General features: G+C 71.7%; 22 protein-coding genes. 8 read left to right on the top strand and 14 right to left on the bottom strand.

Going from position 1 to position 23,605, the window contains the following annotated elements; all coding sequences use genetic code 11:
* Positions 1 to 133: 133 nt before the first annotated feature.
* The 5 genes from IE217_RS02470 to IE217_RS02450 all read right to left on the bottom strand — a co-directional run bounded on the left by IE217_RS02470 (position 134) and on the right by IE217_RS02450 (position 4,840).
* Positions 134 to 1,057: an SCO1860 family LAETG-anchored protein gene (locus IE217_RS02470; RefSeq protein WP_190175993.1), complete on the bottom strand. Its 924-nt coding sequence runs from the start codon at positions 1,055 to 1,057 to the stop codon at positions 134 to 136.
* A gap of 152 nt (positions 1,058 to 1,209) precedes the next feature.
* Positions 1,210 to 2,304: an amidohydrolase family protein gene (locus tag IE217_RS02465; RefSeq protein ID WP_190175992.1), complete on the bottom strand. Its 1,095-nt coding sequence runs from the start codon at positions 2,302 to 2,304 to the stop codon at positions 1,210 to 1,212.
* 54 nt (positions 2,305 to 2,358) lie between these two features.
* A complete protein-coding gene (locus tag IE217_RS02460) occupies positions 2,359 to 3,153 on the bottom strand; it encodes an amino acid ABC transporter ATP-binding protein (protein WP_190175991.1) in 795 nt (264 codons plus the stop codon).
* Complete coding sequence (locus IE217_RS02455) at positions 3,150 to 3,983, bottom strand: amino acid ABC transporter permease (RefSeq protein ID WP_190175990.1); 834 nt, start codon at positions 3,981 to 3,983, stop codon at positions 3,150 to 3,152. Before IE217_RS02455 ends, IE217_RS02460 begins: the two co-directional genes overlap by 4 nt.
* On the bottom strand, positions 3,980 to 4,840 hold the full coding sequence (locus IE217_RS02450; protein ID WP_190175989.1) for an ABC transporter substrate-binding protein: 861 nt from the start codon (positions 4,838 to 4,840) through the stop codon (positions 3,980 to 3,982). The genes IE217_RS02455 and IE217_RS02450 overlap by 4 nt, the downstream gene beginning before the upstream one ends.
* Before the next feature lie 207 nt (positions 4,841 to 5,047).
* On the opposite strand from IE217_RS02450, the gene IE217_RS02445 reads away from it, so the two are divergent.
* From IE217_RS02445 to thpD, 5 genes are all read left to right on the top strand, one after another.
* Positions 5,048 to 6,148, top strand: coding sequence for a pyridoxal-phosphate-dependent aminotransferase family protein (locus tag IE217_RS02445; RefSeq protein WP_190175988.1), 1,101 nt, complete (start codon positions 5,048 to 5,050; stop codon positions 6,146 to 6,148).
* A gap of 368 nt (positions 6,149 to 6,516) precedes the next feature.
* Positions 6,517 to 7,056, top strand: coding sequence for a diaminobutyrate acetyltransferase (ectA, locus tag IE217_RS02440; protein WP_190175987.1), 540 nt, complete (start codon positions 6,517 to 6,519; stop codon positions 7,054 to 7,056).
* 74 nt (positions 7,057 to 7,130) lie between these two features.
* Positions 7,131 to 8,402, top strand: a complete 1,272-nt coding sequence (gene ectB / locus IE217_RS02435) for a diaminobutyrate--2-oxoglutarate transaminase (RefSeq protein ID WP_190175986.1) — start codon at positions 7,131 to 7,133, stop codon at positions 8,400 to 8,402.
* Positions 8,403 to 8,439: 37 nt separating this feature from the next.
* A complete protein-coding gene (locus IE217_RS02430; protein ID WP_190175985.1) occupies positions 8,440 to 8,844 on the top strand; it encodes an ectoine synthase in 405 nt (134 codons plus the stop codon).
* A 5-nt stretch (positions 8,845 to 8,849) separates the two neighbouring features.
* Entirely contained in the window at positions 8,850 to 9,740 is an 891-nt protein-coding gene (gene thpD, locus IE217_RS02425; RefSeq protein WP_190175984.1) for an ectoine hydroxylase, read from the top strand.
* Between the two features lie 155 nt (positions 9,741 to 9,895).
* Here the strand turns inward: thpD and IE217_RS02420 are convergent, their stop codons facing one another.
* The 4 genes from IE217_RS02420 to IE217_RS02405 all read right to left on the bottom strand — a co-directional run bounded on the left by IE217_RS02420 (position 9,896) and on the right by IE217_RS02405 (position 14,141).
* Positions 9,896 to 10,981, bottom strand: coding sequence for an aminotransferase class V-fold PLP-dependent enzyme (locus tag IE217_RS02420; protein ID WP_190175983.1), 1,086 nt, complete (start codon positions 10,979 to 10,981; stop codon positions 9,896 to 9,898).
* Positions 10,982 to 11,052: 71 nt separating this feature from the next.
* The gene (locus IE217_RS02415) at positions 11,053 to 11,775 is read right to left on the bottom strand and encodes a DsbA family oxidoreductase (protein ID WP_190175982.1); all 723 of its coding nucleotides are present in this window, start codon (positions 11,773 to 11,775) and stop codon (positions 11,053 to 11,055) included.
* A 176-nt stretch (positions 11,776 to 11,951) separates the two neighbouring features.
* Positions 11,952 to 12,560: a DUF1349 domain-containing protein gene (locus tag IE217_RS02410; protein WP_190175981.1), complete on the bottom strand. Its 609-nt coding sequence runs from the start codon at positions 12,558 to 12,560 to the stop codon at positions 11,952 to 11,954.
* A 51-nt stretch (positions 12,561 to 12,611) separates the two neighbouring features.
* Positions 12,612 to 14,141, bottom strand: coding sequence for an aldehyde dehydrogenase (NADP(+)) (locus IE217_RS02405; RefSeq protein WP_190175980.1), 1,530 nt, complete (start codon positions 14,139 to 14,141; stop codon positions 12,612 to 12,614).
* Positions 14,142 to 14,282: 141 nt separating this feature from the next.
* Here IE217_RS02405 and IE217_RS02400 point away from each other — a divergent pair, with 141 nt between their 5' ends.
* The 3 genes from IE217_RS02400 (at position 14,283) to IE217_RS02390 (ending at position 17,124) form a co-directional block, all read left to right on the top strand.
* Positions 14,283 to 15,056 carry an IclR family transcriptional regulator gene (locus tag IE217_RS02400; RefSeq protein ID WP_190175979.1) on the top strand — a complete coding sequence of 258 codons (774 nt, stop codon included), beginning with the start codon at positions 14,283 to 14,285 and terminating at the stop codon, positions 15,054 to 15,056.
* A 3-nt stretch (positions 15,057 to 15,059) separates the two neighbouring features.
* Positions 15,060 to 15,530: a GNAT family N-acetyltransferase gene (locus IE217_RS02395; RefSeq protein WP_190175978.1), complete on the top strand. Its 471-nt coding sequence runs from the start codon at positions 15,060 to 15,062 to the stop codon at positions 15,528 to 15,530.
* 142 nt (positions 15,531 to 15,672) lie between these two features.
* Positions 15,673 to 17,124 carry a peptidoglycan D,D-transpeptidase FtsI family protein gene (locus tag IE217_RS02390; RefSeq protein ID WP_190175977.1) on the top strand — a complete coding sequence of 484 codons (1,452 nt, stop codon included), beginning with the start codon at positions 15,673 to 15,675 and terminating at the stop codon, positions 17,122 to 17,124.
* Between the two features lie 25 nt (positions 17,125 to 17,149).
* On the opposite strand, the gene IE217_RS02385 is transcribed toward IE217_RS02390, so the two are convergent.
* From IE217_RS02385 to IE217_RS02365, 5 genes are all read right to left on the bottom strand, one after another.
* Positions 17,150 to 18,601, bottom strand: coding sequence for an NCS2 family permease (locus IE217_RS02385; protein WP_190175976.1), 1,452 nt, complete (start codon positions 18,599 to 18,601; stop codon positions 17,150 to 17,152).
* 185 nt (positions 18,602 to 18,786) lie between these two features.
* Positions 18,787 to 19,581, bottom strand: coding sequence for an HAD family acid phosphatase (locus tag IE217_RS02380; RefSeq protein WP_190175975.1), 795 nt, complete (start codon positions 19,579 to 19,581; stop codon positions 18,787 to 18,789).
* 588 nt (positions 19,582 to 20,169) lie between these two features.
* The gene (gene araD / locus IE217_RS02375) at positions 20,170 to 21,909 is read right to left on the bottom strand and encodes an L-arabinonate dehydratase (protein WP_190176093.1); all 1,740 of its coding nucleotides are present in this window, start codon (positions 21,907 to 21,909) and stop codon (positions 20,170 to 20,172) included.
* Positions 21,906 to 22,817 (bottom strand): dihydrodipicolinate synthase family protein, encoded by a 912-nt coding sequence (locus IE217_RS02370; protein ID WP_190175974.1) that lies wholly within the window; start codon positions 22,815 to 22,817, stop codon positions 21,906 to 21,908. Before IE217_RS02370 ends, araD begins: the two co-directional genes overlap by 4 nt.
* On the bottom strand, positions 22,814 to 23,551 hold the full coding sequence (locus IE217_RS02365; protein WP_229864973.1) for a GntR family transcriptional regulator: 738 nt from the start codon (positions 23,549 to 23,551) through the stop codon (positions 22,814 to 22,816). The genes IE217_RS02370 and IE217_RS02365 overlap by 4 nt, the downstream gene beginning before the upstream one ends.
* Positions 23,552 to 23,605: the final 54 nt, after the last annotated feature.

The following is a 23,605-nucleotide window of genomic DNA, read 5'->3' as shown; positions in this document are numbered from 1 at the left end:
CAGGCCCCACGACCTGCAGCCCCAACCACCACGCCCCACGGCCCACGACCTGTGCCCCAGCCCCCCAACGGCCACAGCACCCGTCCCCGCGACCCAACCCCAGGCCGTTCATCCGGCGAGGTGGGTGGGAAGGTCAGCCCCGCCTGCGGCGGGCTACCGCTGCTGCTGCTCCTCCTGCGGTAAGGAGGACTGCCGAGCCTCCGGCGAGGTAGGGCGTCAGAGAACTGCCGCCTGTTTCGGCGAGGTCGGACTTGGCGGCCGGGGCGCCCTGGGGCCTCACGTCCGTCGTGGAAGCGGCCGTCGTGGGGGCGGCCGTTGCCGGGGCCGTGGGCGTCGGGGACGGCGTCTCGCATGTGGCGTTCGCGAGGGTCAGGGTGCCCTCGACCTGCGCCACGTTCAGCTTCAGCGGGTTCACGCTGACCGTGAGCTGCAGGGCCGTCGCCGCCGCCGTGCGGGACGTGGTCTCCCGCTTGGACAGGTCGAGGCGGACCTCGCCGACCCCCGGCACCCGCACATGCGTCGGCCCGCCCGCGCTCAGCGTGACCTTCTTGCCGAGCACGGTCACCGCGCCCGGCACGTCGGCCACCGCGACCGGGGCCTTGCCCGCCTCGCAGGTGGCCCGCGCGGTGACCTGGTCGAGTTCGATGACGGACAGCAGGGGCAGCCCGGGCAGGTGGACTCGCGCGTGCGTGAGGTTCACCGTGCCCTCGGACCGGCCCGCCGTCACCGTCGCGTCGGCCTTCGCCACGTCCGCGCGCAGCACGCTGAACGGCTGCCCGCCGTTCACGCCGTCCAGGCGCGCGCTCAGCGCCGTCCGCCCGGCGCTGCGCGGCGCCCGCACCTCGTCGAGGGTGACGGTCAGCGGGACGTCGACCTCCCTGTTCAGCAGGGACACGTCGAGCCCGGTGCGCAGCACGGTGGCGCTCGCGCGGCCGTGGTCCGCGCTCGCGTGCCCGGAATGCGCGATGGCCGGCGTCACCGGCCCGGCGGCCAGGACGGTGGCCGCGGCGACGGTCGCGCAACGGCGCGCGGGCATACGGAAGTTGTGGCCGTTCAAGGTATGGGACCCCCAGGAGTGAATGCTCGGGACCCGGCAAGGATTACGCACTGTGGGTGAACGGTCAGCGATCCTCGGTTACTTCACTCCATCGGGGGGTTTCCGGCCTGGCTTTCGATTTGGTCCGACGTGACCGGTACGGGTGTTCCCCCTCAGCCGGTGATCCGCCCGTTCAGCACCACCCGCCGCGGCGCCGCCAGCACCCGTACGTCCGCCCTCGGGTCCTCCTCGTAGACCACCAGGTCGGCCGGGGCGCCCTCGTCCAGGCCGGGCCGGCCGAGCCAGGCGCGGGCGGCCCAGGTCGTCGCCGACAGGGCCTCCAGGGGCGGGATGCCGGCCTTGACCAGTTCCGCGACCTCCCCCGCCACCAGCCCGTGCGGCAGCGTGCCGCCGGCGTCGGTGCCGACGTACACCGGGATGCCGGCGTCGTACGCGGCGCGCACGGTGTCGTAGCGCCGTTCGTACAGCCTGCGCATGTGCGCCGACCAGCGCGGGTACTTGGCCTCGCCGCCGTCCGCGAGCCGCGGGAACAGCGCGATGTTGACGAGCGTGGGCACGATCGCGACCCCCCGCTCGGCGAAGAGCGGGATCAGCTCCTCGGTCAGCCCGGTGGCGTGCTCGACGCAGTCGATGCCCGCCTCGACCAGATCCCGCAGCGAGTCCTCGGCGAAGCAGTGGGCGGTCACCCGCGCGCCCAGACGGTGCGCCTCGGCGATCGCCTCCTGCACCGCCCCGCGCGGCCAGCAGGCCGACAGGTCCCCGAGGTCGCGGTCTATCCAGTCGCCGACCAGCTTGACCCAGCCGTCGCCGCGCCGGGCCTCCCGGGCGACGCAGGAGGCGAGGTCGGCGGGCTCGACCTCGTGGGCGTAGCCGCGGATGTAGCGGCGGGTGCGGGCGATGTGCCGCCCCGCCCTGATGATCTTCGGCAGGTCCTCGCGGTCGTCGATCCAGCGGGTGTCCGAGGGCGATCCGGCGTCGCGGATCAGCAGGGTGCCGGCGTCCCGGTCGGTGAGCGCCTGCTTCTCGCTGACGTCGTCCGGAACGGGTCCGTGGGCGTCGAGCCCGACGTGGCAGTGCGCGTCGACGAGGCCGGGCAGCGCCCAGCCCTCGACGGTCGCCACGTCCCGGGCGCCGGGCGGACGCTCGTAGGAGATCCGGCCGCCGACCACCCACAACTCGTCGTGGACCCGGTCCTCGTCCGGCCCGGCGAGGACCCGCCCCTTCACGTGCAGCACCTGATCGCTCATGGACCGCACCCTAGGCGCCCGGCCTCCCCTCCGGAAAGCAAGGCCCCTGGTGAGCTACCCCTCGCCCTGGGACGGGCGGTCCCCGGCGCCCTCCTCCACCTCGGCCATCGCCGGGTCGAGGAGGCGGGAGAGGAAGTGGCGGGTGCGCTCGTGGCGCGGGGCGCCGATGACCTGCTCCGGGGCGCCGTCCTCGACGACGACTCCGCCGTCCATGAAGACGACCCGGTCGGCGACCTCGCGGGCGAAGGTCATCTCGTGGGTGACGACCATCATCGTCATGCCCTCGCGGGCCAGCATCCGCATCACGGCGAGGACGTCGCCGACCAGTTCGGGGTCGAGCGCGGAGGTCGGCTCGTCGAAGAGCATCACCTCCGGGCCCATGGCGAGCGCCCGGGCGATCGCCACCCGCTGCTGCTGTCCGCCGGAGAGGGAGGAGGGGTGGGCGTCCGCCTTCTCCGCGAGGCCGACGCGCTCCAGGTTCTCGGCGGCGACACGGGCCGCGCTCGCCTTGTCCCGGCGCAGCACCCGGCGCTGCGGCAGCGTGAGGTTCTCGGTGACGGTCAGATGCGGGAAGAGGTTGAACTGCTGGAAGACCATGCCGATACGGCGGCGCACGGCGTCGATGTCGACGTCCGGGTCGGTGAGTTCGGTGCCGCCGACGAAGACCTGGCCCTTGGTGGGTTCCTCGAGCAGGTTCACGCAGCGCAGGAGCGTGGACTTGCCGGAGCCGGAGGGGCCGATCACGCAGACCACCTCGCCCTGGCCGATCTCCAGGTCGATGCCGCGCAGCACCTCGTTGTCGCCGAAGGACTTGTGCAGGTCCCGGATCACGATCTCGGGGCGGCTCATCGGATCGCCTCCTGCGACCTGGACTCCATGCGGCGCACGACGAAGCCGAGCGGGATCGTGACCAGCAGGTAGCACAGGCCGGCGACGAGGATCGGCGTGGAGTTGGCGGTGGTGCTGGCCAGGTCGTTGCCGTACTTGGACAGTTCGCGCTCCTGGAGCGTCACGCCGAGGAACAGCACCAGCGAGGAGTCCTTGAAGAGCAGGACGAGTTCGTTGGTGAGCGGCGGGAGGATGATCCGGAACGCCTGCGGGACGATGATGGAGACCATGGCCCGCGCGGGCGAGAAGCCCAGTGAACGGGCGGCCTCCATCTGGCCCTTGGGCACGGCCTGGATGCCCGCGCGGATGGTCTCGGCCATGTACGCGGCGGAGACCAGGCCGAGGGCGAGGGCGACCTTGCCGTAGGTGCCGCCGACGATCTGGGTGCCGGGGAAGGCCAGCGGCACGGCCACGCCGACGAAGATGAAGATCAGCAGCGCGGGCAGGCCGCGGAAGATCTCGATGTAGACCCCGGCGAGCCAGCGGTAGGGGCCGACGGAGGACAGCCGCATCAGCGCGACGACCATGCCGAGCACCAGGCCGAAGACGAACCCCGACAGGGTGTAGAGCACGGTGTTCTTCAGCGCCAGTGTGATCACTTCGGGGAACATCCGCTGGGCGATGTCCACCTGGGCGAACTGGTTCTGCAGCCGTCCCCAGTCCGCCGAGAGCGCGAAGGCGATCACGGCGGCGGCGAAGACGGCGTACTGCGCGCCGCGCGACAGCCTGCGCTTCTGACGGCGCGTCAGGCCCTTCTTCCGGGGCTGGAGCTGTACGTCGGTGTCGGTCATGAGGCGGAGGGCGAGGCCGCGGCGGGCGAGGCCGCGGCGGCGTCGTAGGGGCCGATCCACCGCTCGTACAGCTTCTTGTACGTGCCGTCGGCCTTGGCGTCCGCAATCGCCTTGTTGATGGCGGCGAGCAGCTTGGTGTTGCCCTTCTTGACCGTGAAGCCGTACTGCTCACCGGTGTTGATGTTGGCGGCGATCTGGAAGGCGGCGGCGTTGGCCTTGTCCTTCAGCCAGCCCTGGACGACCGGGTAGTCGATGACGACGGCCTGGACCTGGCCGGTGCGCAGGCCGTTGAGCACGGCGTCGGAGGAGTGGAAGGAGACCGGGTCGTAGCCCTTGCTCTTCGCGTAGTCCTCGCCGGTGGTCTGCGCCTGGGCGCCGAGCTTCTTGCCCTTGGCCTTGACGTCGGCGAGCGAGGTGATGCCGCTGCTCTTGGCGACGAGCAGGGCCTGGGTGGCGTTGAAGTACGGGTCGGAGAAGTCGACGTGCTTCTTGCGCTCGGGGGTGATCGTCATGCCGGCCGCGGCCAGGTCGCACTCGCCGGAGTTGAGGAAGGCGCCGGTCTTGAAGTTCTCGAACGGCGTGTCGAGGATCTGCTGCTTCACGCCGAGGTTCTTGGCGACCAGGTCGATCATCGAGACGTCGAAGCCCTGGACCTTGCCGTCGATCTCCGACTGGAAGGGCGGGTACGGCAGGTGGGTGCAGGTGGTGAGCTGGCCGGCCTTGGCTAGTTCGACCCCGCCGGCGGCCGTCTTGGTGCCGCCGTTGCCGCTCGACGTGCAGCCGGCCACGACGACCAGGGCGGCCGCGGCGGTGGTGGCGGCCAGAATGCGGGCCCGGCGGCCGGAGAGCGTGATCACGGGGCGACCTCTCTGTGGGGGACGGGGGTGGTGCTATGGGGACGCACGGTCGTGCGCGGCTTCCGATTATAAGGATATGTTTGAGTGTCTCAAACCATTCCGATGGTCGGACGAGCGGCCGGCCTAAGAAGTTGCCCGTGGAGGGGGTGGGTCCGCCGCCGACTACTCTCGGAGGGTCTACCCACGACCGCAGGAGAGAGCACCGCCGTGACCCACCCCTTCCTGGACCTCGCCCCGCTGAGCGCCGCCCGCTTCGCCTCGATCGAGGACCGGGTGGCGCGGCTGCTGGGCACCGAGCAGGACGTCGTGATCATGCAGGGTGAGGCGCTGCTGCCACTGGAGAGCGCGATCCGCGGCACGGCGGGCCCGGGCACGACGGCGCTGAACGTGATCACGGGACCGTACGGCCAGACCTTCGGGGACTGGCTGCGGGACTGCGGTGCGACGGTGGTCGACCTGGCGGTGCCCTACCACACGGCGGTGACGGCGGAGCAGGTGCGGGAGGCGTTCGCCGCACACCCGGAGATCGACTTCGTGTCGCTGGTGCACGCGGAGGCGGCGACCGGCAACACCAACCCGGTCGGGGAGATCGGCGAGGTGGCGCGGGAGCGGGGCGCCCTGTTCTACCTGGACGCCGTCGCCTCGGTCGGCGCAGAGCCGGTGCTACCGGACGCGTGGGGCGTGGACCTGTGCGTGATCGGGGCGCAGAAGGCGATGGGGGGTCCCGCCGGGGTGTCGGCGGTGTCGGTGAGCGAGCGGGCCTGGGCCCGGATGGCGGCCAATCCGCGCGCCCCGCGCCGCTCCTACCTGTCCCTGCTGGACTGGAAGGAGCGCTGGACGGACGCCGGCCGGCGCGCGCTGCCGCACGCTCCGGCCCAGCTGGAGATGCTGGCGCTCGAGGCGTGCCTGGAGCGCATCGAGTCGGTGGGCGCCGAGGCCGTCATGGCCCGCCACCGGTCCGCGGCGGCGGCGACCCGGGCGGGCGTACGGGCGCTGGGCGGCGGGCTGGAGCCGTACGTGCACGACGACCGCGAGGCGGCCCCCGTCGCCACCACCCTGCGCACCCCGCCGCACATCACGGCCTCGGAGCTGGTGGCCCGCGCCCTGGAGACCGACCCGTCCCTCCCCCTGGCGGCGGGCGGCGGCGCCCTCGCCAAGGAGATGGTCCGCGTCAACCACTACGGCCCCGCCGCCACCCGCGAAACGGTCGACGCCTGCCTGACGGCCCTGTCCAGTGCCCTGACCGCCCTGGGTACCGGGACGGACCTCCGGTCCGCCCTCGAGGCCGGCGCGACCGTCTGGCCCTGAGTACGCCCGCCCCCATGGGCACGGCGGCATTCTTCGGAAACGGATCGACGGGTTACCGGGGCTTGAACAACGGGTAATTCCAGAATTCAGTTCGGGTAGCTGCCCGTATTCTTCTGCCCCGTTTCCGAATGACTAAACACGGAGATTTCGCAAACGCCTGGCGGGGTGATTCGGGAAGGTTCCGTGAGGGTTATGTCGTTGTGACGCACTCCACAAAGCCATCCTTTTTGCCCAGTAATTAACGGGCAAACCCCCACATCACAGCGGTGCTCGCGCGACCGCGCGCCCGCGCGATAACACAGACACCGCGTTCTCGTAAGGCCCGAGCGCGATGCATTTTTCAATTCAGCTCGGTAAGTTCAATTCGCATGACTGCCGCACAAGCAGACCTGCAAACCCCTCACACCGAATTGCCGGAGGCCCCCCGTATCGAGCGCCCCGCGGTCGCCGACGGCGCCGCGCTGTGGCGGCTCGCGAAGGACTCCGGGACGCTGGACGTGAACTCCTCGTACAGCTATCTGCTGTGGTGCCGCGACTTCGCCGCGACCTCCGTCGTGGCGCGCGGCGCCGGCGGAGAGCCGGTCGGCTTCGTCACCGGCTACGTGCGGCCCGACCGCCCGCGCACCCTCCTCGTGTGGCAGGTCGCCGTCGACGCCGCCCACCGCGGCCGGGGCCTGGCCGCCAGGATGCTGGACGCCCTCGCCGAGCGGGTCGCCGCCGAGCACGGGCTGACCTCCCTGGAGACCACGATCACCCCGGGCAACACCGCCTCCGAGCGCCTCTTCGCCTCCTTCGCCGCCCGCCACGGCGCCGGCGTCGAGCGCGAGGTGCTGTTCGCCGGCGAGCAGTTCCCGGACGGGCCGCACGACGCCGAGGTCCTCCACCGCATCGGCCCGGTCGCCCTCTGAAGGCCGGCCCGCCCCGGCCGAACCCCAAGCTTCAGCCCACTTCCCCTCCCTCCCCACCCGAGGAGCGATTCGCCGTGACCATCACCCAGCCCGACCTGAGCGTCTTCGAGACCCTGGAGTCCGAGGTGCGCAGCTACTGCCGCGGCTGGCCCACCGTCTTCGACCGCGCGCGCGGCAGCCGCATGTACGACGAGGACGGCCACGAGTACCTCGACTTCTTCGCGGGCGCCGGCTCCCTCAACTACGGCCACAACAACCCCGTACTGAAACGGGCCCTGATCGACTACCTGGAGCGCGACGGCGTCACCCACGGGCTCGACATGTCGACCACCGCCAAGCGCACGTTCCTGCAGACCTTCCAGGACCTGGTGCTGCGCCCCCGCGACCTGCCGTACAAGGTGATGTTCCCGGGCCCGACCGGGACCAACGCCGTCGAGTCGGCGCTGAAGCTGGCCCGGAAGGTGAAGGGCCGCGAGGCGATCGTGTCGTTCACCAACGCCTTCCACGGCATGTCGCTCGGCTCCCTCGCCGTCACCGGCAACGCCTTCAAGCGGGCCGGCGCCGGTATCCCGCTGGTGCACGGCACGCCCATGCCGTTCGACAACTACTTCGACGGCCGGGTCCCGGACTTCCTGTGGTTCGAGCGGCTGCTGGAGGACCAGGGCTCCGGGCTCAACAAGCCGGCCGCGGTGATCGTCGAGACGGTGCAGGGCGAGGGCGGCATCAACGTGGCCCGCGCCGAGTGGCTGCGCGCCCTGGCGGACCTGTGCGAACGCCAGGACATGCTGCTGATCGTCGACGACATCCAGATGGGCTGCGGCCGCACCGGCGCCTTCTTCTCGTTCGAGGAGGCGGGCATCACCCCGGACATCGTCACCGTGTCGAAGTCCATCAGCGGTTACGGCCTGCCGATGTCGCTGTGCCTGTTCAAGCCGGAGCTCGACGTGTGGGAGCCGGGCGAGCACAACGGCACCTTCCGCGGCAACAACCCCGCCTTCGTCACCGCCACCGCCGCCCTGGAGGCGTACTGGACCGACGGGTCGGCGATGGAGAAGCAGACCCGCGCCCGCGGCGAACTCGTCGAGCAGTGGCTGATCTCGATCACCGAGGAGAACCTCGCCGACGTCAAGGAGTACCGGGGCCGGGGCCTTGTGTGGGGCATGGAGTTCCACGACAAGGGCCGCGCCGAGAAGGTCGCCCGGCGCGCCTTCGAACTCGGGCTGCTGATCGAGACGTCCGGCCCGGAGAGCGAGGTCGTCAAGCTGCTGCCGGCCCTGACCATCACCCACGAGGAGCTGGACGAGGGCCTGAGCACCCTGGCGCGCGCCGTCCGCGAGACCGCCTGACCACGAGTTCCACCCAGCTAGGAGGAAGTACAGCACCGTGATCGTCCGATCGTTCAAGGACATCGAAGGCACCGACCGGCACATCAAGTCGAAGTCCGGCACGTGGGAGAGCAAGCGCATCGTCCTCGCCAAGGAGCGGGTCGGCTTCTCCGTGCACGAGACCATCCTGTACGCCGGGACCGAGACGCAGATGTGGTACGCGAACCACATCGAGGCCGTCGTCTGCACCCGGGGCGAGGCCGAACTGACCGACCGGGAGACCGGGAAGACGTACACGATCACGCCCGGCACCATGTACCTCCTCGACGGCCACGAGCGGCACACGCTCAAGGTCAAGGAGGACTTCCACTGCATCTGCGTGTTCAACCCGCCCGTCACCGGACGGGAGGACCACGACGAGAACGGCGTCTACCCCCTGCTGACCGAGCCCGAGGAGGTGTGATCCGCATGACCGGCACCGTCACCGATCTCTACCCCACCCGCGGCACCACCGAGGTGACCGTTCCGCGCCAGGACCCGGTCGTGTGGGGCTCCCCCGACACGCCCGGTCCGATCGGGGCCGTGGACCTCCAGGCCTTCGAGCGCGACGGCTTCCTCGCCGTCGACCAGCTGATCGACGACGACGAGGTCGCCGTCTGCCGGCAGGAGCTGGACCGGCTGGTGACCGACCCGGCGATCCGGGCCGACGAGCGGTCGATCGTCGAGCCCAAGTCCAAGGAGATCCGCTCGGTCTTCGAGGTGCACAAGCTCAGCGAGGTGTTCGCGCGGCTGGTGCGCGACGAGCGGGTCGTCGGGCGGGCCCGGCAGATCCTCGGCTCGGACGTGTACGTCCACCAGTCCCGGATCAACGTCAAGCCGGGCTTCGGGGCCAGCGGTTTCTACTGGCACTCCGACTTCGAGACCTGGCACGCCGAGGACGGCCTGCCCCACATGCGCACGGTGTCCGTCTCGATCGCGCTGACCGAGAACCTCGACACCAACGGCGGCCTGATGATCGTGCCGGGTTCGCACCGGACGTTCCTCGGCTGCGCGGGGGCGACCCCCGAGGACAACTACAAGAAGTCGCTGCAGATGCAGGACGCGGGCACCCCGTCCGACGAGGCGCTGACCTCGCTGGCGGACGAGCACGGCATCCGGCTGTTCACCGGGAGGGCCGGCTCGGCGACCTGGTTCGACTGCAACTGCATGCACGGCTCCGGCGACAACATCACGCCGTATCCGCGCAGCAACGTCTTCATCGTGTTCAACAGCGTGGAGAACACGGCCGTGGAGCCCTTCGCGGCGCCGGTACGGCGGCCGGAGTTCATAGGGGCGCGGGACTTCACTCCGGTGAGGTGAGCCCTCTGCCGGGGGTCCCGGGGGTCGCCCCCCGGAGGACACAGCATCGGGGCGCGGGACTTCACTCCGGTGAGGTGAGCGGCGGGTGACGACCGGGCAGGGGGCCTCCTCGTGTGGGCCGGGAGGCCCGGAGGCCCCTCCCCCGCTCGGTTCGCTCATCCGGCGAGCGCGTCCAGCAGGCGGTCCACGTCGTCCTCGGTGTTGTAGAGGTGGAAGGCGGCGCGCAGATTGCCCGCCCGGTTCGACACCTCGATGCCCGCCTGGCTCAACTCGCCCTGACGGCCGCCGAGTCCGGGTACGGAGACGATCGGCGAGCCGGGCGCGGGCAGCGGCTCGCGGCCGAGTGAGGCCAGGCCGGCGCGGAACCGGTCGGCCAGCGCGAGGTCATGGGCGCGTACGGCGGACACGCCGAGTTCCTCGAGGAGTTCCAGGGAGCGGCGGGCGCCGGCGTAGGAGAAGAGGGCGGGGCTTTCGTCGAACCGCCGTGCGGAGTGGGCGAGTTCCTCGACCGGGCCGTAGCAGCTGTCCCAGGGGTGCTCGCCCGCCACCCACCCGGCGAACAGCGGCGTCAGGCCGCCGAGGTCTTCGGGCACGACGAGGAAGGCGACGCCGCGCGGGCAGAACAGCCACTTGAAGGCGACGGCGCAGACGTAGTCGTGGGCGCCCGCGTCGAGGTCGAGCCAGCCGGCGGCCTGGGAGGCGTCGACGTAGGTGCGCGCGCCGTGCTCGCGGGCGGCGGCGCGGACGGCGGACAGGTCGGCGACCCGGCCGTCCGCCGACTGTGCGGCGCTGACGGCGACCAGCGCGGTGCCGGGGCGTACGGCGTCGGCGATCTGTTCCAGCGGCACGCTGCGGACCTTCAGGTCCCGGCGTACGTGGAAGGGGTTCACCACGGAGCTGAAGTCGCCCTCCGCGGCAAGGACTTCGGCACCCTCGGGCAGGGACGCCGCGATGAGCCCGGTGTAGACGGCGACCGAGGCCCCGGCCGCCACCCGGCGGGCGGAAACATGGGTGAGCCGGGCGAAGGCGGCGCGGGCCGCCTCCACGTCGGCGAACATGTCGGTCGGTCGTCCGGCGGCGGCCGCCTCGACGGCGGTGCGCAGCGCCTGGACGGTACGGGCCGGCAGCAGTCCGGTGCTCGCGGTGTTCAGGTAGGTGTTCTTCGGGGCGAACTCGGTGCGGACGAGGGTCTCGAAGGTCTCCATAGGACCACTGTGCGGCCCCGCGAAGTCATAGTCCATCGCGAATTCTCACGCGGTATCGCAAAGCCCTGCTTATGGATGGGCCCTGACCTGCGGCGCCGCACCGCTGGTCACGTCCGGGGCACCGCGCATCCGTCCGGTCCGCAGGCGTCCGCGTCGCCGTCGGCGTCCTGGACCAGGGTGAGGGACGGGCGCTGACCCCAGGCCTGGGCGAGGGCGCGGGAGAAGACCTCGGCGGGCTGGGCCCCGGAGACGCCGTAGGTGCGGTCCAGGACGAAGAAGGGCACGCCGGTGGCGCCGAGCTGTGCGGCCTCCTGCTCGTCGGCGCGGACCTCGGCGGCGTAGGCGTCGGGGTCGGCGAGCACCGCGCGTACCGCGTCGGCGTCCAGGCCCGCGGCGACGGCCAGTTCGACGAGGCGTTCGTCGCCCTCGGTGAAGACGGACCGCTCCTCGGCGAAGTTCGCCGCGTAGAACGCGTCCAGCAGCTCGCTCTGCCTGCCGTGCTCCTTGGCGAGGTGCAGCAGGCGGTGCATGTCGAAGGTGTTGCCGTGGTCGCGGCCCCGGGTGCGGTAGGCGAGGCCCTCGGCGGCGGCCTGCCGGCCCAGGTTGTCCTCACCGGCCTGCGCCTGCGCCTCGCTCATGCCGTACTTGGCGGTGAGCATGGTGATCACGGGCTGCGCGTCGCCCTTGGCCCGGTGCGGGTCCAGCTCGAAGGACCGGTGCACCACCTCGACCCGGTCCCGGTGCTCGAACCCGGCCAGGGCCTTCTCGAAGCGCGCCTTCCCGACGTAGCACCAGGGGCATGCGATGTCCGACCAGATCTCGACGCGCATCTTCTCGTTCACTCCAGTTCACACGACTCGGGCGGAGGCACCCCTCCACCAAGTCCGTGAACCTTCAACCAGCCCGCTTCATTCCCCACCCGGGGCGTACCGCAGACACAGGTCCGCGTCGGCCTCCGCCTCGGCGGGCAGCGGGGTGCGGATCACCGGAGCACAGCCCCGGTTCCTCAGCTGCCGTCGCGCAGGTCTGCCGGCCAGGTGGGGCGGTATTCGATGTGGTCGTAGGTGACCACGCAGCCCTCGCCCAGGGGGGACTGGGTCATGAAGCCGACGAGGGCCGCGCCCGTCTCCTTCTCGGTGCCGAGGGTGAACAGGCGGACGAAGGTCCAGTGGCTGCCGTCGCGGGAGGCGTGGAAGGCGAAGGCACGCCCGGTGCGGCTCACCCGCAGCCACACCGAACTGCCTTCCACCGTGAAGGAGTTCGCGTCGTCGGAGTGGCCCCGGGTGACCACCGTGCAGACGGTGGGCACGTCCGGGGAGTACTCCAGGCAGAGCTTGGCCCACGCCCGCTCGCCGACGTGGACGTAGAGCGCGCCGGCGTCGAAGGAGGCGCTGAAGCCGACCGTCACCCGGGCGATCAGCTGGAAGTCGCCCTCCGGCGCCCCGAGCAGGCGGGGCGCGTCGGAGGCCGGGTCCAGCGCCTCGCCGGCGGGCGGCACGAACCGGTCCTGCCGGGGACCGGCCCATCCGGACAGCATGCCGTCCTCGTGCTCCCAGTGCCCGTCAGGGCCGTAGGTGCGAAGGGCGAAGGGAAGTTCGGGCAGCTCCACGTCCATGCCCGCAGTCTCCCAGCCGCCGCACCCGGACCCGTCGGGGCCCCCGGGATCTCAGCGTTCCAGGCGGCCGTCGAACCGGCGGGGCAGCCCGAGGGGGTTGTCGTCGCGCAGCTCCGGCGGGAGGAGGGCCTCGGGGGTGTTCTGGTAAGCGACCGGGCGCATCCAGCGTTCGATCGCCGTACCGCCCACCGACGTGGACGTGGAGGTGGTGGCCGGGTAGGGGCCCCCGTGGTGCTGGGCGGGGGCGACCGCCACGCCCGTCGGCCAGGCGTTGACGAGCACGCGCCCGGCGAGCGGGGTCAGTTCGGCGAGCAGTTCCGCGCCGCGCCCCTCGCCGGCCGCCTCGGCGTCGGACAGGTGCACGGTCGCGCTGAGGTTGCCCGGCAGCCGGGACAGTACGGCGGTCGCCTCGCTCTCGTCCTCGTAGCGCGCCACCACCGTCACCGGCCCGAAGCACTCCTCAAGGAGCAGGTCGTGGGCGCCCTCGGCCGCCAGCCGGCGCGCCGGGACCATGAGGAAGCCCGCGCTCACGGTGTGTTCGCCGTCCGCGCCCGGGGTGACCGGCGACTCGACGTCCTCCAGGCCGGCGCGCTCGGCGACCCCGGCGACGAAGTTGTCCCGCATCCGGTGGTCGAGCAGCACACCGGGGCGGGTGTCGCCGACCGCGTCCGTCAGTGACTTGACCAGCCGGTCGCCCGCCGCGCCCGCCGGCGCCAGGACGAGGCCGGGCTTGACGCAGAACTGCCCGACACCCAGGGTCACCGACCCGGCGAGCCCGGCCCCGATGGCCTCGGCCCGCTCGGCCGCGGCCGCCTCGGTCACCAGGACCGGGTTGAGCGATCCCAGCTCGCCGTGGAAGGGGATCGGCACGGGCCGCGCGGCCGCCGCGTCGAACAGCGCCCGCCCGCCGCGCACCGAGCCGGTGAACCCGGCCGCGGCGACCAGCGGGTGCCTGATGAGTTCGAGGCCCGCCTCGAAGCCGTGCACCAGACCGACGACGCCACGAGGTATGCCGTGCTCGTCCGCCGCGTCCCGCAGCACCCGCGCGACCAGTTCGGACAGCGCCGGGTGGTCCGGGTGGGCCTTGACGACGACCGGGCACCCCGCGCCCAGCGCGCTCGCGGTGTCGCCGCCGGCGACCGAGAAGGCGAAGGGGAAGTTGGAGGCGGAGTACACGGCGACGACGCCGAGCGGCACCTTGTAGCGGCGCAGGTCCGGGACCGGCGGGGTGGCGGTGTCGTCGGGGTGGTCGATGATCACGTCGAGGAAGGCGCCCTCGTCGACGATGTCCGCGAAGGCCCGCAGCTGGTAGCAGGTCCGGGCCAGTTCCCCGGTGAGCCGGACCGGACCGAGCGCGGTCTCGGCGTCGGCGGCCTCGACGAGCTGGTCCCGGGCGGCCTCCAGACGGTCCGCGGCGGTGCGCAGGAAGGCCGCCCGCACGGCGCGGTCGGCCAGCGCGCCGCGCGCCGCGTGGGCGGCCCGGACGGCGGCGTCCACCTCTTGGGCTGTGGCCTCCACCGCAACCTGTTCCCGCTGCTTCCCGGTACGGGGATCGACACTCCAGACTGGTGCTGCTGCCACCGCGGGTCCCTCCACATGTCTTGCCGCAGTACGTACGTCATCCTCAGGGGTGTTCGATATACTGAACGCTGTCTCTGATGATGAATATGGTGTCCGAGACTATATCTCCGAAGTTCTCGTCCAACGAAGGGGTCAAGGGCGATGTCGGCAGCCGATACAGGCGGCGGGGCGCAGGTCAAGTCCGCGGTGCGGACCGTGGAATTGCTCGAGTACTTCGCCGGCCGGCCCGGTATGCACTCCCTGGCCGCGGTCCAGGAGGCCGTCGGCTATCCCAAGTCCAGCCTGTACATGCTGCTGCGCACCCTGGTCGAGCTCGGCTGGGTGGAGACCGACGCGACCGGCACCCGGTACGGCATCGGGGTGCGGGCGCTGCTGGTGGGCACCTCCTACATCGACGGCGACGAGGTCGTCGCGGCGGCCCGGCCGACCCTGGACCGCCTCTCCGACGACACCACCGAGACGATCCACCTCGCGCGCCTGGACGGCACCAACGTCGTCTACCTCGCCACCCGGCAGTCGCAGCACTACCTGCGCCCCTTCACCCGCGTCGGCCGCCGCCTGCCCGCCCACTCCACCTCCCTGGGCAAGGCGCTGCTGAGCACGTACTCCGACGAGCAGGTCCGCAAGATGCTCCCGGAGACCCTGCCCGCGCTGACCGAGCACACCATCACCGACCGCGAGAAGCTGATCGCGGAACTGCACCAGATCCGCGAGCAGGGGTACGCGGTGGACCGCGAGGAGAACACCCTGGGCCTGCGCTGCTTCGGCGTGGCGATCCCGTACCGCACCCCGGCGCGGGACGCGATCAGCTGCTCGATCCCGGTCGCCAGGCTGACGCCGGCGCACGAGCAGACGGTCAAGGACGCCCTCTTCGACGCACGTGACCGCCTGACCCTCGCCACCCGGAGGCTGTGAGACATGAACGTCGTGCTCCGCGAGGTCCACGACAGCGATCTGCCGGTGTTCTTCCGGCAGATGAACGACCCGGAGGCGCTGCGGATGGCGGCCTTCACCCCGAAGGACCCGGCCGACCGCGACGCCTTCGACGCGCACTGGCGGAAGATCCGCGCCTCCTCGGACGTGCCCCGCACGATCCTGGCGGACGGTGACGTGGTCGGCACCGCCGCGGTGTACGGCGAGCCGGGCGAGCGCGAGGTCACCTATTGGATCGACCGCGCCTACTGGGGCCGGGGCATCGCCACGGCCGCGCTCGCCGCGCTGCTGGCCGAGGTCCCCGAGCGCCCGCTGTACGCCCGCGCGGCGGCGGACAACGCGGGCTCGCTGCGGGTGCTGGGCAAGTGCGGCTTCCGGCGGACCGCCACGGCCCGGGGGTTCGCCGAGGCGCGCGGCGAGGAGATCGACGAGGTGGTCCTGACGCTGCGCGACTGAGCCGCGCGACCGGGACGTCCCCGTCCTCGCCGTCGCCCTCGCCGTCGCCCTCGCCCTCGCCCTCGCCCTCGCATGAACGTCCGATGAGAAACCGGGGCGGAAGGGAACGATTCCCTCCCGTTCGTTCGTCCCTCTGTGCGGGATGAACAAGACGATCAGGCGGGCATCCGTCTTCACGCTGCTGCTCGTGTTCGCTCTGCTGGTCAGGGCGACCTGGGTGCAGTTCTACGACGGCAAGGCCCTCGCGGACGACAAGGCCAACCGGCGCAAGGCGATCGAGACGTACTCGCAGCCGCTGGGGAACATCGTCGTGGGCGGCAGCGCGGTCACCGGATCCGCGCAGACCACCAGCGGCGACCTCAAGTACAAGCGCACGTACAAGAAGGGCGAGCTGTACGCCGCGGTGACGGGCTACAGCTCCCAGGTGTACGGGGCGACCCAACTGGAGGGCGTCTACCAGGACCTCCTGGACGGCACCGACAGCCGGCTGAGGAACCCGCTCGACACCATCACCGGCAAGCGCGCCACCCCGGGCGACGTGATCACCACGATCGACCCGGACGTGCAGAAGGCGGCCTACGACGCGCTCGGCGGCAAGAAGGGCGCGGCCGTCGCCATCGACCCGGCCACCGGCAGGATCCTCGCGGTCGTCTCCACGCCCTCCTACGACCCGGGCGTGCTCAGCACGGGCGGCAAGAGCGCCTGGCAGCGGCTGACCGAGGACCCCGACAAGCCCATGACCAACCGCGCGCTGCGCCAGCCGCTGCCGCCGGGTTCGACGTTCAAGCTGGTCGTGGCGGCGGCCGCGCTGGAGGACGGGCTGTACCCGTCGGTGGACGCGAAGACCGACAGCCCGGACCCGTACCGCCTGCCGGGCACCACCCGCGACCTGTCCAACGAGAACCCGAACGCGCCCTGCAAGAACGCCACGATCCGCACCGCCCTGCAGTACTCCTGCAACAACGTCTTCGCCAAGATGGCCGTCGACCTCGGCCAGGACAAGGTGCGGGCGATGGCGGAGCGCTTCGGCTTCGACGACCGCTCGCAGGACGTGCCCGTGCGGGCGTACACGAGCGTCTACCCCAAGGACATGGACAAGGCGCAGACCGGGCTGACCGGCATCGGGCAGTTCGACGTCACCGCCACCCCGCTGCAGATGGCGATGGTGTCGGCGGCCATCGCCCACGGCGGCGAGCTGGTCTCCCCGCACATGGTGTCGCGGACCACCGACGGCGGCGGCAACGTGCTGGAGAACTACGACGACCACCCCGGCAGCAAGCGGATCGTCAGCTCCTCCACCGCCGCCCAGCTGCGGTCGGCGATGCGGACGGTCGTCGAGCAGGGCACGGGCACCAACGCCCGCCTGTCCGGGGTGACCGTGGGCGGCAAGACGGGCACCGCCCAGCACGGCGAGAACAACAGCCAGGTGCCCTACGCCTGGTTCACCTCCTACGGCACCTCCGACTCGACCGGCAAGCAGGTGGCGGTCGCGGTGCTCGTGGAACAGTCCGACGCGGCCCGCTCCGAGGTCAGCGGCAACGGGCTGGCCGCGCCGGTGGCCAAGGCGGTGATGCGGGCCGCGCTGAAGAACTGAGCCCGGACCCGGTGGGGCCGGCAGGTCACTTCACGCCGAGCACCTGCTCCACCGGGTCGATCGCGAAGTAGACGAGGAACAGCGCCGAGACGCCCCACAGCAGCCAGTTGACCTCGCGGGCCTTGCCGAGCACCGCCTTGATGACGACGTACGACAGGAAGCCGGCGCCGATGCCGTCGGTGATGGAGTACGTGAACGGCATCGCGGCGATGGTGAGGAAGGCCGGGATGGCGATCTCGTAGCGGTCCCAGTCGATGTGCTTGACGTGGGTCATCATCAGGAAGCCCACCGCGATCAGCGCGGGCGCGGCGGCCTGGAGCGGGACGATGGTCAGCAGCGGGGTGAGGAAGAGCGCCAGGCCGAACAGGCCGCCGGTGACCAGGTTGGCGAAGCCGGTGCGGGCGCCCTCGCCGACGCCCGCGGCGGACTCGATGTAGGCGGTGTTGGAGGAGGCGGAGCCGACGCCGCCCGCGATCGCGGCGGCGCCGTCGATGAACAGCACCCGCCCGATGCCGGGCACCTGGCCCCGCTCGTCGAGCAGTCCGGCCTCGGCGCTGATGCCGACGATGGTGCCCATGGCGTCGAAGAAGTCCGACAGGATGAGGGTGAAGACCAGCAGGACCACGGTGAGCGCGCCGGCCTTGCCGAAGCCGCCGAACAGGCTGAAGTGACCCACCAGCCCGAAGTCGGGGGCGGCCACGGCCTTGTCGGGGACCTTGGGCGTGGTCAGGCCCCAGCTCTTCACGTCGGCGACGGCGTTGACGACGATCGCGACCACCGTCATCGTGACGATGCTGATCAGGATCGCGCCCTTCACCTTCCGCGCCAGCAGCGCGATGGTCAGCAGCACCCCGAGGCAGAAGACCAGCACGGGCCAGCCGGTCAGCCGGCCCACGGCGCCGAGCTGCACGGGCACGGTGGTGCCGGCGGCGTCCGGGATGCGGCTGACGAAGCCGGCGTCGACGAAGCCGATGAAGGCGATGAACAGGCCGATGCCGACGCCGATGGCCTGCTTGAGCTGCTGCGGGATGGCGTTCATGATCGCCTCGCGCAGTCCGGTGAGCACCAGCACACAGATCAGGACGCCCTCGATCACCACCAGGCCCATCGCGTCCGCCCAGCTCATCAGCGGGGCGATCTGGAAGGCGACGACGGCGTTGAGGCCGAGGCCGGCGGCGATGGCGAGCGGCAGGTTGCCGCCGACGCCCATGATGAGCGTCATGACACAGGCCACCAGGGCGGTGGCGGTGACCAGTTGGCCGGTGTCCAGCTGGTGGCCGAACTTGTCCTTGGCACTCCCCAGGATGATCGGGTTCAGGACGAGGATGTAGGCCATGGTGAAGAACGTGGCGAGACCGCCGCGTATCTCCCGGCCGAGGGTGGAGCCGCGTTCGGTGATTCTGAAGAAGCGGTCTACGCCGCCCGCTGCCTGCGGCGCGGCACTTGGCCGGCCGACCGCCTTCTGCGTGTCCGACATGCCTGGACTCCTCGGGGTGCCTGAGTGATCGGTGCGCGGATGCTGGCTGGATTGTTCCCCCGGCGGACCGGTTTCAGGTTGAGCCCGTGTTACGGAATCGCCGTCACTCGGCATCGGCGCGAACGCCCCCGCCCGGGCGTGAGGGCCGGACGGGGGCGTTGGCGAAGGCGTGCGGACGGCGCGCGCTAGCTGACGAAGTACGTCGGGTTGGGCAGCTTGTACGTGCGGTCGGCGTGGCCGCCGTCGAGGTCGGAGTACTGGTCGCCGAAGTTGGCGACGATGTCGTACCCGAGGTCCTCGATGTGCTTGCGGGTGCCGGACTTGTACTGGACGGTGGTGCACTTCCAGGCGCCCGGGGTGGCGCAGTCGGCCAGGTAGGCGGGCGGGTTGGCCGCGTCCTTGAGGAACATGTGGGCGGCGTCGAGGTTGACGTCGGCGCCGACCTTCTTGAGGTTGTCCACGGCGGCGGTGCGCTGGGCCTCGCTCAGGCCCGAGTTGTAGAACACCTCGACGCCCTTGCTCGCCGCGTACCGCACGAGCTCGGGGCTGCCGAAGACCTCCGGCCGGTCGGCGCGGTTGACGTAGGCGGCCCAGCTGGCCGAGTTGTAGGTGTAGTTGTAGCGCTTCTCGTAGTCGAGGCTGAGCAGCAGGGTGTCGTCGATGTCGAAGACGACGGCCGGCTTCTCGCCCCGGTGGTGCGCCTTGCGGGCGGCCTTGTCGATGTACCGCTTGGCGTCGGCGTCGATGCGCGCCAGGTCCTTGGCGTACGGGCTGTCCGGGGACGCCTGGTAGACGCCGTTGGCGTCGGGCGCGGTGCCGTAGTAGGTGTCGATGTCCTTCACCAGGAGCCCGATGTTGTACGGCTCGCGGGTGGAGTTGGCCGTCGACTGCCCGGCTCCGGCGGCACCGGCGCCGTAGAGCGCACCGCCGGCGAGAGCGCAACTGGCAACGAGAGCCGCCGCTCCGAGGGACTTCCGCATGAAATCTCCGCGTCAGATGGGTTGGTTGATGCACCAGGTCACGCACTGTCTACGCGCATCACACACCCTCGCGCGAGGGGAGTTACCCGATCGATACACAACCCACCCGAACAGCGGATTTCCCCCCTTGGGCGCTCCATGACCGCCTTTGACCCACCTCACCTCCAGATCGCGGTGGCCATGGCCAGGACGCGCTGGGCGACGCGGATCTCCCGGTACGAAGAGGCTTCGGCCTTGATGCCTCAGTCGGCGGTGGACTGCCGGGCAGCCTGGAGCAGGCGGTCGAGGTTGCCGAACGCGACAGCGCTGCCAAGGGGGTTGGCGTAGTCGCGGGAGTGCACGTCGCGTCAATCCGTAACGAAACCCGCGAGGGCTTCTGCCCTGTGTGCGGCAGCCCTCTGCCGGCCGCGGCAACCGGGCGTCCCCGCCGGTACTGCGGCGACGCCTGCCGCCAGAAGGCCCATCGGCTGCGCGCTCGCTGGACGGGACCCGGCCACGAAGACGTACGTCGCCCGCGGAGTCGCCGAGGGCAAGACCTCCCGTGAGGCCCAGCGGTGCCTCAGGCGTGCCATCCGGGACGGGCCGGGGTCAGCCCGTGTACGGGTCGGGGACGTTGCCGGGGCGGGACAGGAACTCGAAGTCGCAGCCGGTGTCGGCCTGGGTGATCTGGTCGGTGTACAGCGCGCCGTAGCCGCGCTCGTAGCGCACGGGCGGCGGGGTCCACTCGGCCCGGCGCCGCGCCAGTTCCTCGTCGTCCACGTCGAGCCGGAGGGTGCGCGCCGGCACGTCGAGGGTGACCGGGTCGCCGGTGCGCACCAGCGCGAGCGGCCCGCCGACGTACGACTCGGGCGCCACGTGCAGCACACACGCGCCGTAACTGGTGCCGCTCATGCGCGCGTCGGAGATCCGCACCATGTCGCGCACACCCTGCCTGAGCAGGTGGTCCGGGATGGGCAGCATGCCGTACTCGGGCATGCCCGGGCCGCCCTTGGGGCCGGCGTTGCGCAGCACGAGCACGCTGTCGGCGGTGATGCCGAGCGCGGGGTCGTCGATGGTGCGCTGCATGGTCCGGTAGTCGTCGAAGACGACCGCCGGGCCGGTGTGCCGAAGCAGGCGCGGCTCGGCGGCGATGTGCTTGATGACGGCGCCGTCCGGGCACAGGTTGCCGCGCAGCACGGCGACCCCGCCCTCGGCCGCGACCGGGTTGTCACGCGGGCGGATCACGTCGTCGTCGTGCACACGGGCGCCCGCGATCTGCTCGCGCAGGGTGTCGTGCGCGACGGTCGGGCGGTCCAGGTGGAGCAGGTCGGGGATGCGGGAGAGGAAGCCGGGCAGGCCACCGGCGAAGTGGAAGTCCTCCATGAGGTACTTCCGGCCGCCGGGGCGGACGTTGGCGAGGACCGGGACCGTGCGGGCGATCCGGTCGAAGTCGTCGAGAGTGAGCCGCACGCCCGCGCGGCCCGCCATGGCGATCAGGTGGATCACGGCGTTGGTGGAGCCGCCGAGGCCGAGGACGGTGGTGACCGCGTCCTCGAAGGCCTCGCGGGTGAGGATGCCCGACAGCCTGCGGTCCCGGTGGACCAGTTCGACGGCCGTCGTCCCGGCCTTCGCCGCCATCCGCTCGTGCCCGGAGTCCACGGCCGGGATGCTGGAGGCGCCCGGCACGGTGACGCCGAGCACCTCGGCGGCGGCGGTCAGGGTGGAGGCGGTGCCCATGGTCATGCAGTGGCCCGGCGAGCGGGCCAGTCCGCTCTCCAGGCCGGCCATCTCGCAGTCGCCGATGAGACCGGCCCGCCGGTCGTCCCAGTACTTCCACATGTCGGTGCCGGAGCCGAGCACCTCGCCCCGCCAGTGGCCCGGCAGCATGGGACCGGCGGGCACGAACACGGTGGGCAGGCCGACGCTGGCCGCGCCCATGAGCAGCGCGGGCGTGGACTTGTCGCAGCCGCCCATCAGGACCGCCCCGTCGACCGGGTAGGAGCGCAGCAGCTCCTCGGTCTCCATGGCGAGCATGTTGCGGTACAGCATCGGGGTGGGCTTCTGGAAGGTCTCGCTGAGCGTGGCGACGGGGAACTCCAGCGGGAAGCCGCCCGCCTGCCACACCCCGCGCTTGACCGCCTGGGCGCGCCCGCGCAGGTGGACGTGGCAGGGGTTGATGTCGGACCACGTGTTGAGGATCGCGACGACCGGCTTGCCCAGGTGCTCCTCGGGCAGGTAGCCGAGCTGACGGGTGCGGGCGCGGTGGCTGAAGGAGCGCAGGCCGTCGGTGCCGTACCACTGGTGGCTGCGCAGCTCCTCGGGGCGCCTGCGGTGCGCGGGGGCGCTCATGCCGGCCACGCGGCCACGATGGCGGCGACCCGGGCGCGCTCGCCCGGCGGGAGCGTCCTGCCCGGGGGGCGTACGTCCCTGCGGCACAGGCCGAGCGAGGCGAGGGCCTCCTTGACCACGGTGACGTTGCCGGCGGAGCCGTCGGCGGCGCGCAGCTCCTCGAAGCGGCGGATCCGCTCCCACACCTTCATCGCGGCCGGGTAGTCGCCGGCCCGCAGCGCCTCGATCATGTCGCGGGAGACGGACGGGGCGACGTTGACCAGTCCGGAGGTGAAGCCGGTGGCGCCGGCGGAGAAGTAGGAGGGGGCGTAGGGCTCGGCGAGGCCGGCCACCCACACGAAGCGCTCCAGGCCCGCGTCCCGGGCGAAGGCGGCGAAGCGGGCCGCGTCCGGGACCGCGTACTTGACGCCGATCACGTTGGGGCAGGAGTCGGCGAGTTCGGCGAGGCGGGCGCCGGGCAGCCGGGCGTCGCGGATGTAGGGCACGACGCCGAGGGCGGGCACGGCCTCGGCGATGGTGCGGTGGTAGTCGACCCAGCCGCCCTGGGAGACGTAGGGGTGGACGGGCTGGTGGACCATCACCATCGTGGCGCCCAGGTCGCGGGCGTGCCGGGCGGAGGCGACCGCCGTGGGCAGGTCGTGGCCGACGCCGGCCAGGACGCTCGCCCGGTCGCCGGCCTCCTCGACGGTCAGCTCGGTGACCAGCCGCCGTTCCTCGGGGGTCAGGGCGTAGAACTCGCCGGTGTTGCCGTTGGGGGTGAGGGTGGTGACGCCGCCCTCAAGCAGCCGGCGCAGCAGCGCCCGGTGGGTCTCCCGGTCGACGCCGCCGTCCTCGCCGAACGGGGTCACCGGGATCGCCACCACGTCGGCCAGGGCCGCCCGCTGGGTCTCGAACGTCGCGCTGGTCATACCCGCCCTCCCGGCACGGGGACTTCGGGGGCTGCGGAGACATCGGGCGCTCCGGGGCCCGCGGGGACCTCGGGGGTTCCGAGAGCGTCGGCGGTTTCGGGGGCCTCCGGGAAGGCCCGCCGTACGAAGGACGCGATGTGGGCGTGCAGGGCGCGGGCCGCGCCGTCGGCGTCCCCCTCCGCGGCGAGCCGCAGGATCCCGCGGTGCTCGGCGGCCTCCCGCTCCCAGGAGGGGTCGGCGGACCAGGCGACCGTGGAGACCAGCGCCGCCTGGTCGCGGAGCTCGTCGAGCATCCTGCCGAGCAGCGGGTTGCCGCAGGGCAGGTACAGGGCTCGGTGGAACTCCCGGTTGGCGAGGGAGCGTTCGGCGGTGTCGGCGGCCTCGTCGGCGCGCTCGAGCGCGTCGCGGGCGGCGTCCAGGGGCGCGCCGCGCCGCACCGAGCGCCGGAGGGCCTCCGGTTCCAGCAGCAGCCGTACGTCGTAGACCTCGCGCGCCATGGCGGCGTCCACTTCGCGCACCGTCACGCCCTTGTACTGGCTCATCACCACCAGTCCGGTGCCGGCCAGGGTCTTCAGCGCCTCGCGCACCGGGGTCTTGGAGACCCCGAACAGCGCGGCGAGCTCGGTCTCGACCAGGGCCTGACCGGGCGTCAGCCGGCCTGTGAGGATGCGGCGTTTGATCCCTTCCAGCACGACCTGCGTGCGGGAGGGGATCGGCGTGGGCACAGAGGTCATGCGCGCCTCCCGGTGTCGCGTGCGGCGAACTGGCGTATGGCGTCTCATATATGA

This window comes from Streptomyces naganishii JCM 4654 (assembly GCF_014650575.1).
Classification (GTDB): Bacteria; Actinomycetota; Actinomycetes; order Streptomycetales; family Streptomycetaceae; genus Streptomyces; species Streptomyces naganishii.
Note: the sequence above shows the minus strand (reverse complement) of the source record. Positions and strands in the feature narration are given on the sequence as shown.

Excerpts from the sequence above, each read along its gene's own strand:
- IE217_RS02365 (WP_229864973.1), bottom strand. The coding sequence starts at position 23,551 with ATGACCTCTGTGCCCACGCCGATCCCCTCCCGCACGCAGGTCGTGCTG.
- IE217_RS02400 (WP_190175979.1), top strand. The coding sequence starts at position 14,283 with ATGTCGGCAGCCGATACAGGCGGCGGGGCGCAGGTCAAGTCCGCGGTG.
- thpD (WP_190175984.1), top strand. The coding sequence starts at position 8,850 with ATGACCGGCACCGTCACCGATCTCTACCCCACCCGCGGCACCACCGAG.
- IE217_RS02380 (WP_190175975.1), bottom strand. The coding sequence starts at position 19,581 with ATGCGGAAGTCCCTCGGAGCGGCGGCTCTCGTTGCCAGTTGCGCTCTC.
- IE217_RS02370 (WP_190175974.1), bottom strand. The coding sequence starts at position 22,817 with ATGACCAGCGCGACGTTCGAGACCCAGCGGGCGGCCCTGGCCGACGTG.
- IE217_RS02460 (WP_190175991.1), bottom strand. The coding sequence starts at position 3,153 with ATGAGCCGCCCCGAGATCGTGATCCGGGACCTGCACAAGTCCTTCGGC.
- IE217_RS02395 (WP_190175978.1), top strand. The coding sequence starts at position 15,060 with ATGAACGTCGTGCTCCGCGAGGTCCACGACAGCGATCTGCCGGTGTTC.
- IE217_RS02455 (WP_190175990.1), bottom strand. The coding sequence starts at position 3,983 with ATGACCGACACCGACGTACAGCTCCAGCCCCGGAAGAAGGGCCTGACG.
- IE217_RS02410 (WP_190175981.1), bottom strand. The coding sequence starts at position 12,560 with ATGGACGTGGAGCTGCCCGAACTTCCCTTCGCCCTTCGCACCTACGGC.
- IE217_RS02415 (WP_190175982.1), bottom strand. The coding sequence starts at position 11,775 with ATGCGCGTCGAGATCTGGTCGGACATCGCATGCCCCTGGTGCTACGTC.
- IE217_RS02385 (WP_190175976.1), bottom strand. The coding sequence starts at position 18,601 with ATGTCGGACACGCAGAAGGCGGTCGGCCGGCCAAGTGCCGCGCCGCAG.
- ectA (WP_190175987.1), top strand. The coding sequence starts at position 6,517 with ATGACTGCCGCACAAGCAGACCTGCAAACCCCTCACACCGAATTGCCG.
- IE217_RS02390 (WP_190175977.1), top strand. The coding sequence starts at position 15,673 with ATGAACAAGACGATCAGGCGGGCATCCGTCTTCACGCTGCTGCTCGTG.
- IE217_RS02465 (WP_190175992.1), bottom strand. The coding sequence starts at position 2,304 with ATGAGCGATCAGGTGCTGCACGTGAAGGGGCGGGTCCTCGCCGGGCCG.
- araD (WP_190176093.1), bottom strand. The coding sequence starts at position 21,909 with ATGAGCGCCCCCGCGCACCGCAGGCGCCCCGAGGAGCTGCGCAGCCAC.
- IE217_RS02420 (WP_190175983.1), bottom strand. The coding sequence starts at position 10,981 with ATGGACTATGACTTCGCGGGGCCGCACAGTGGTCCTATGGAGACCTTC.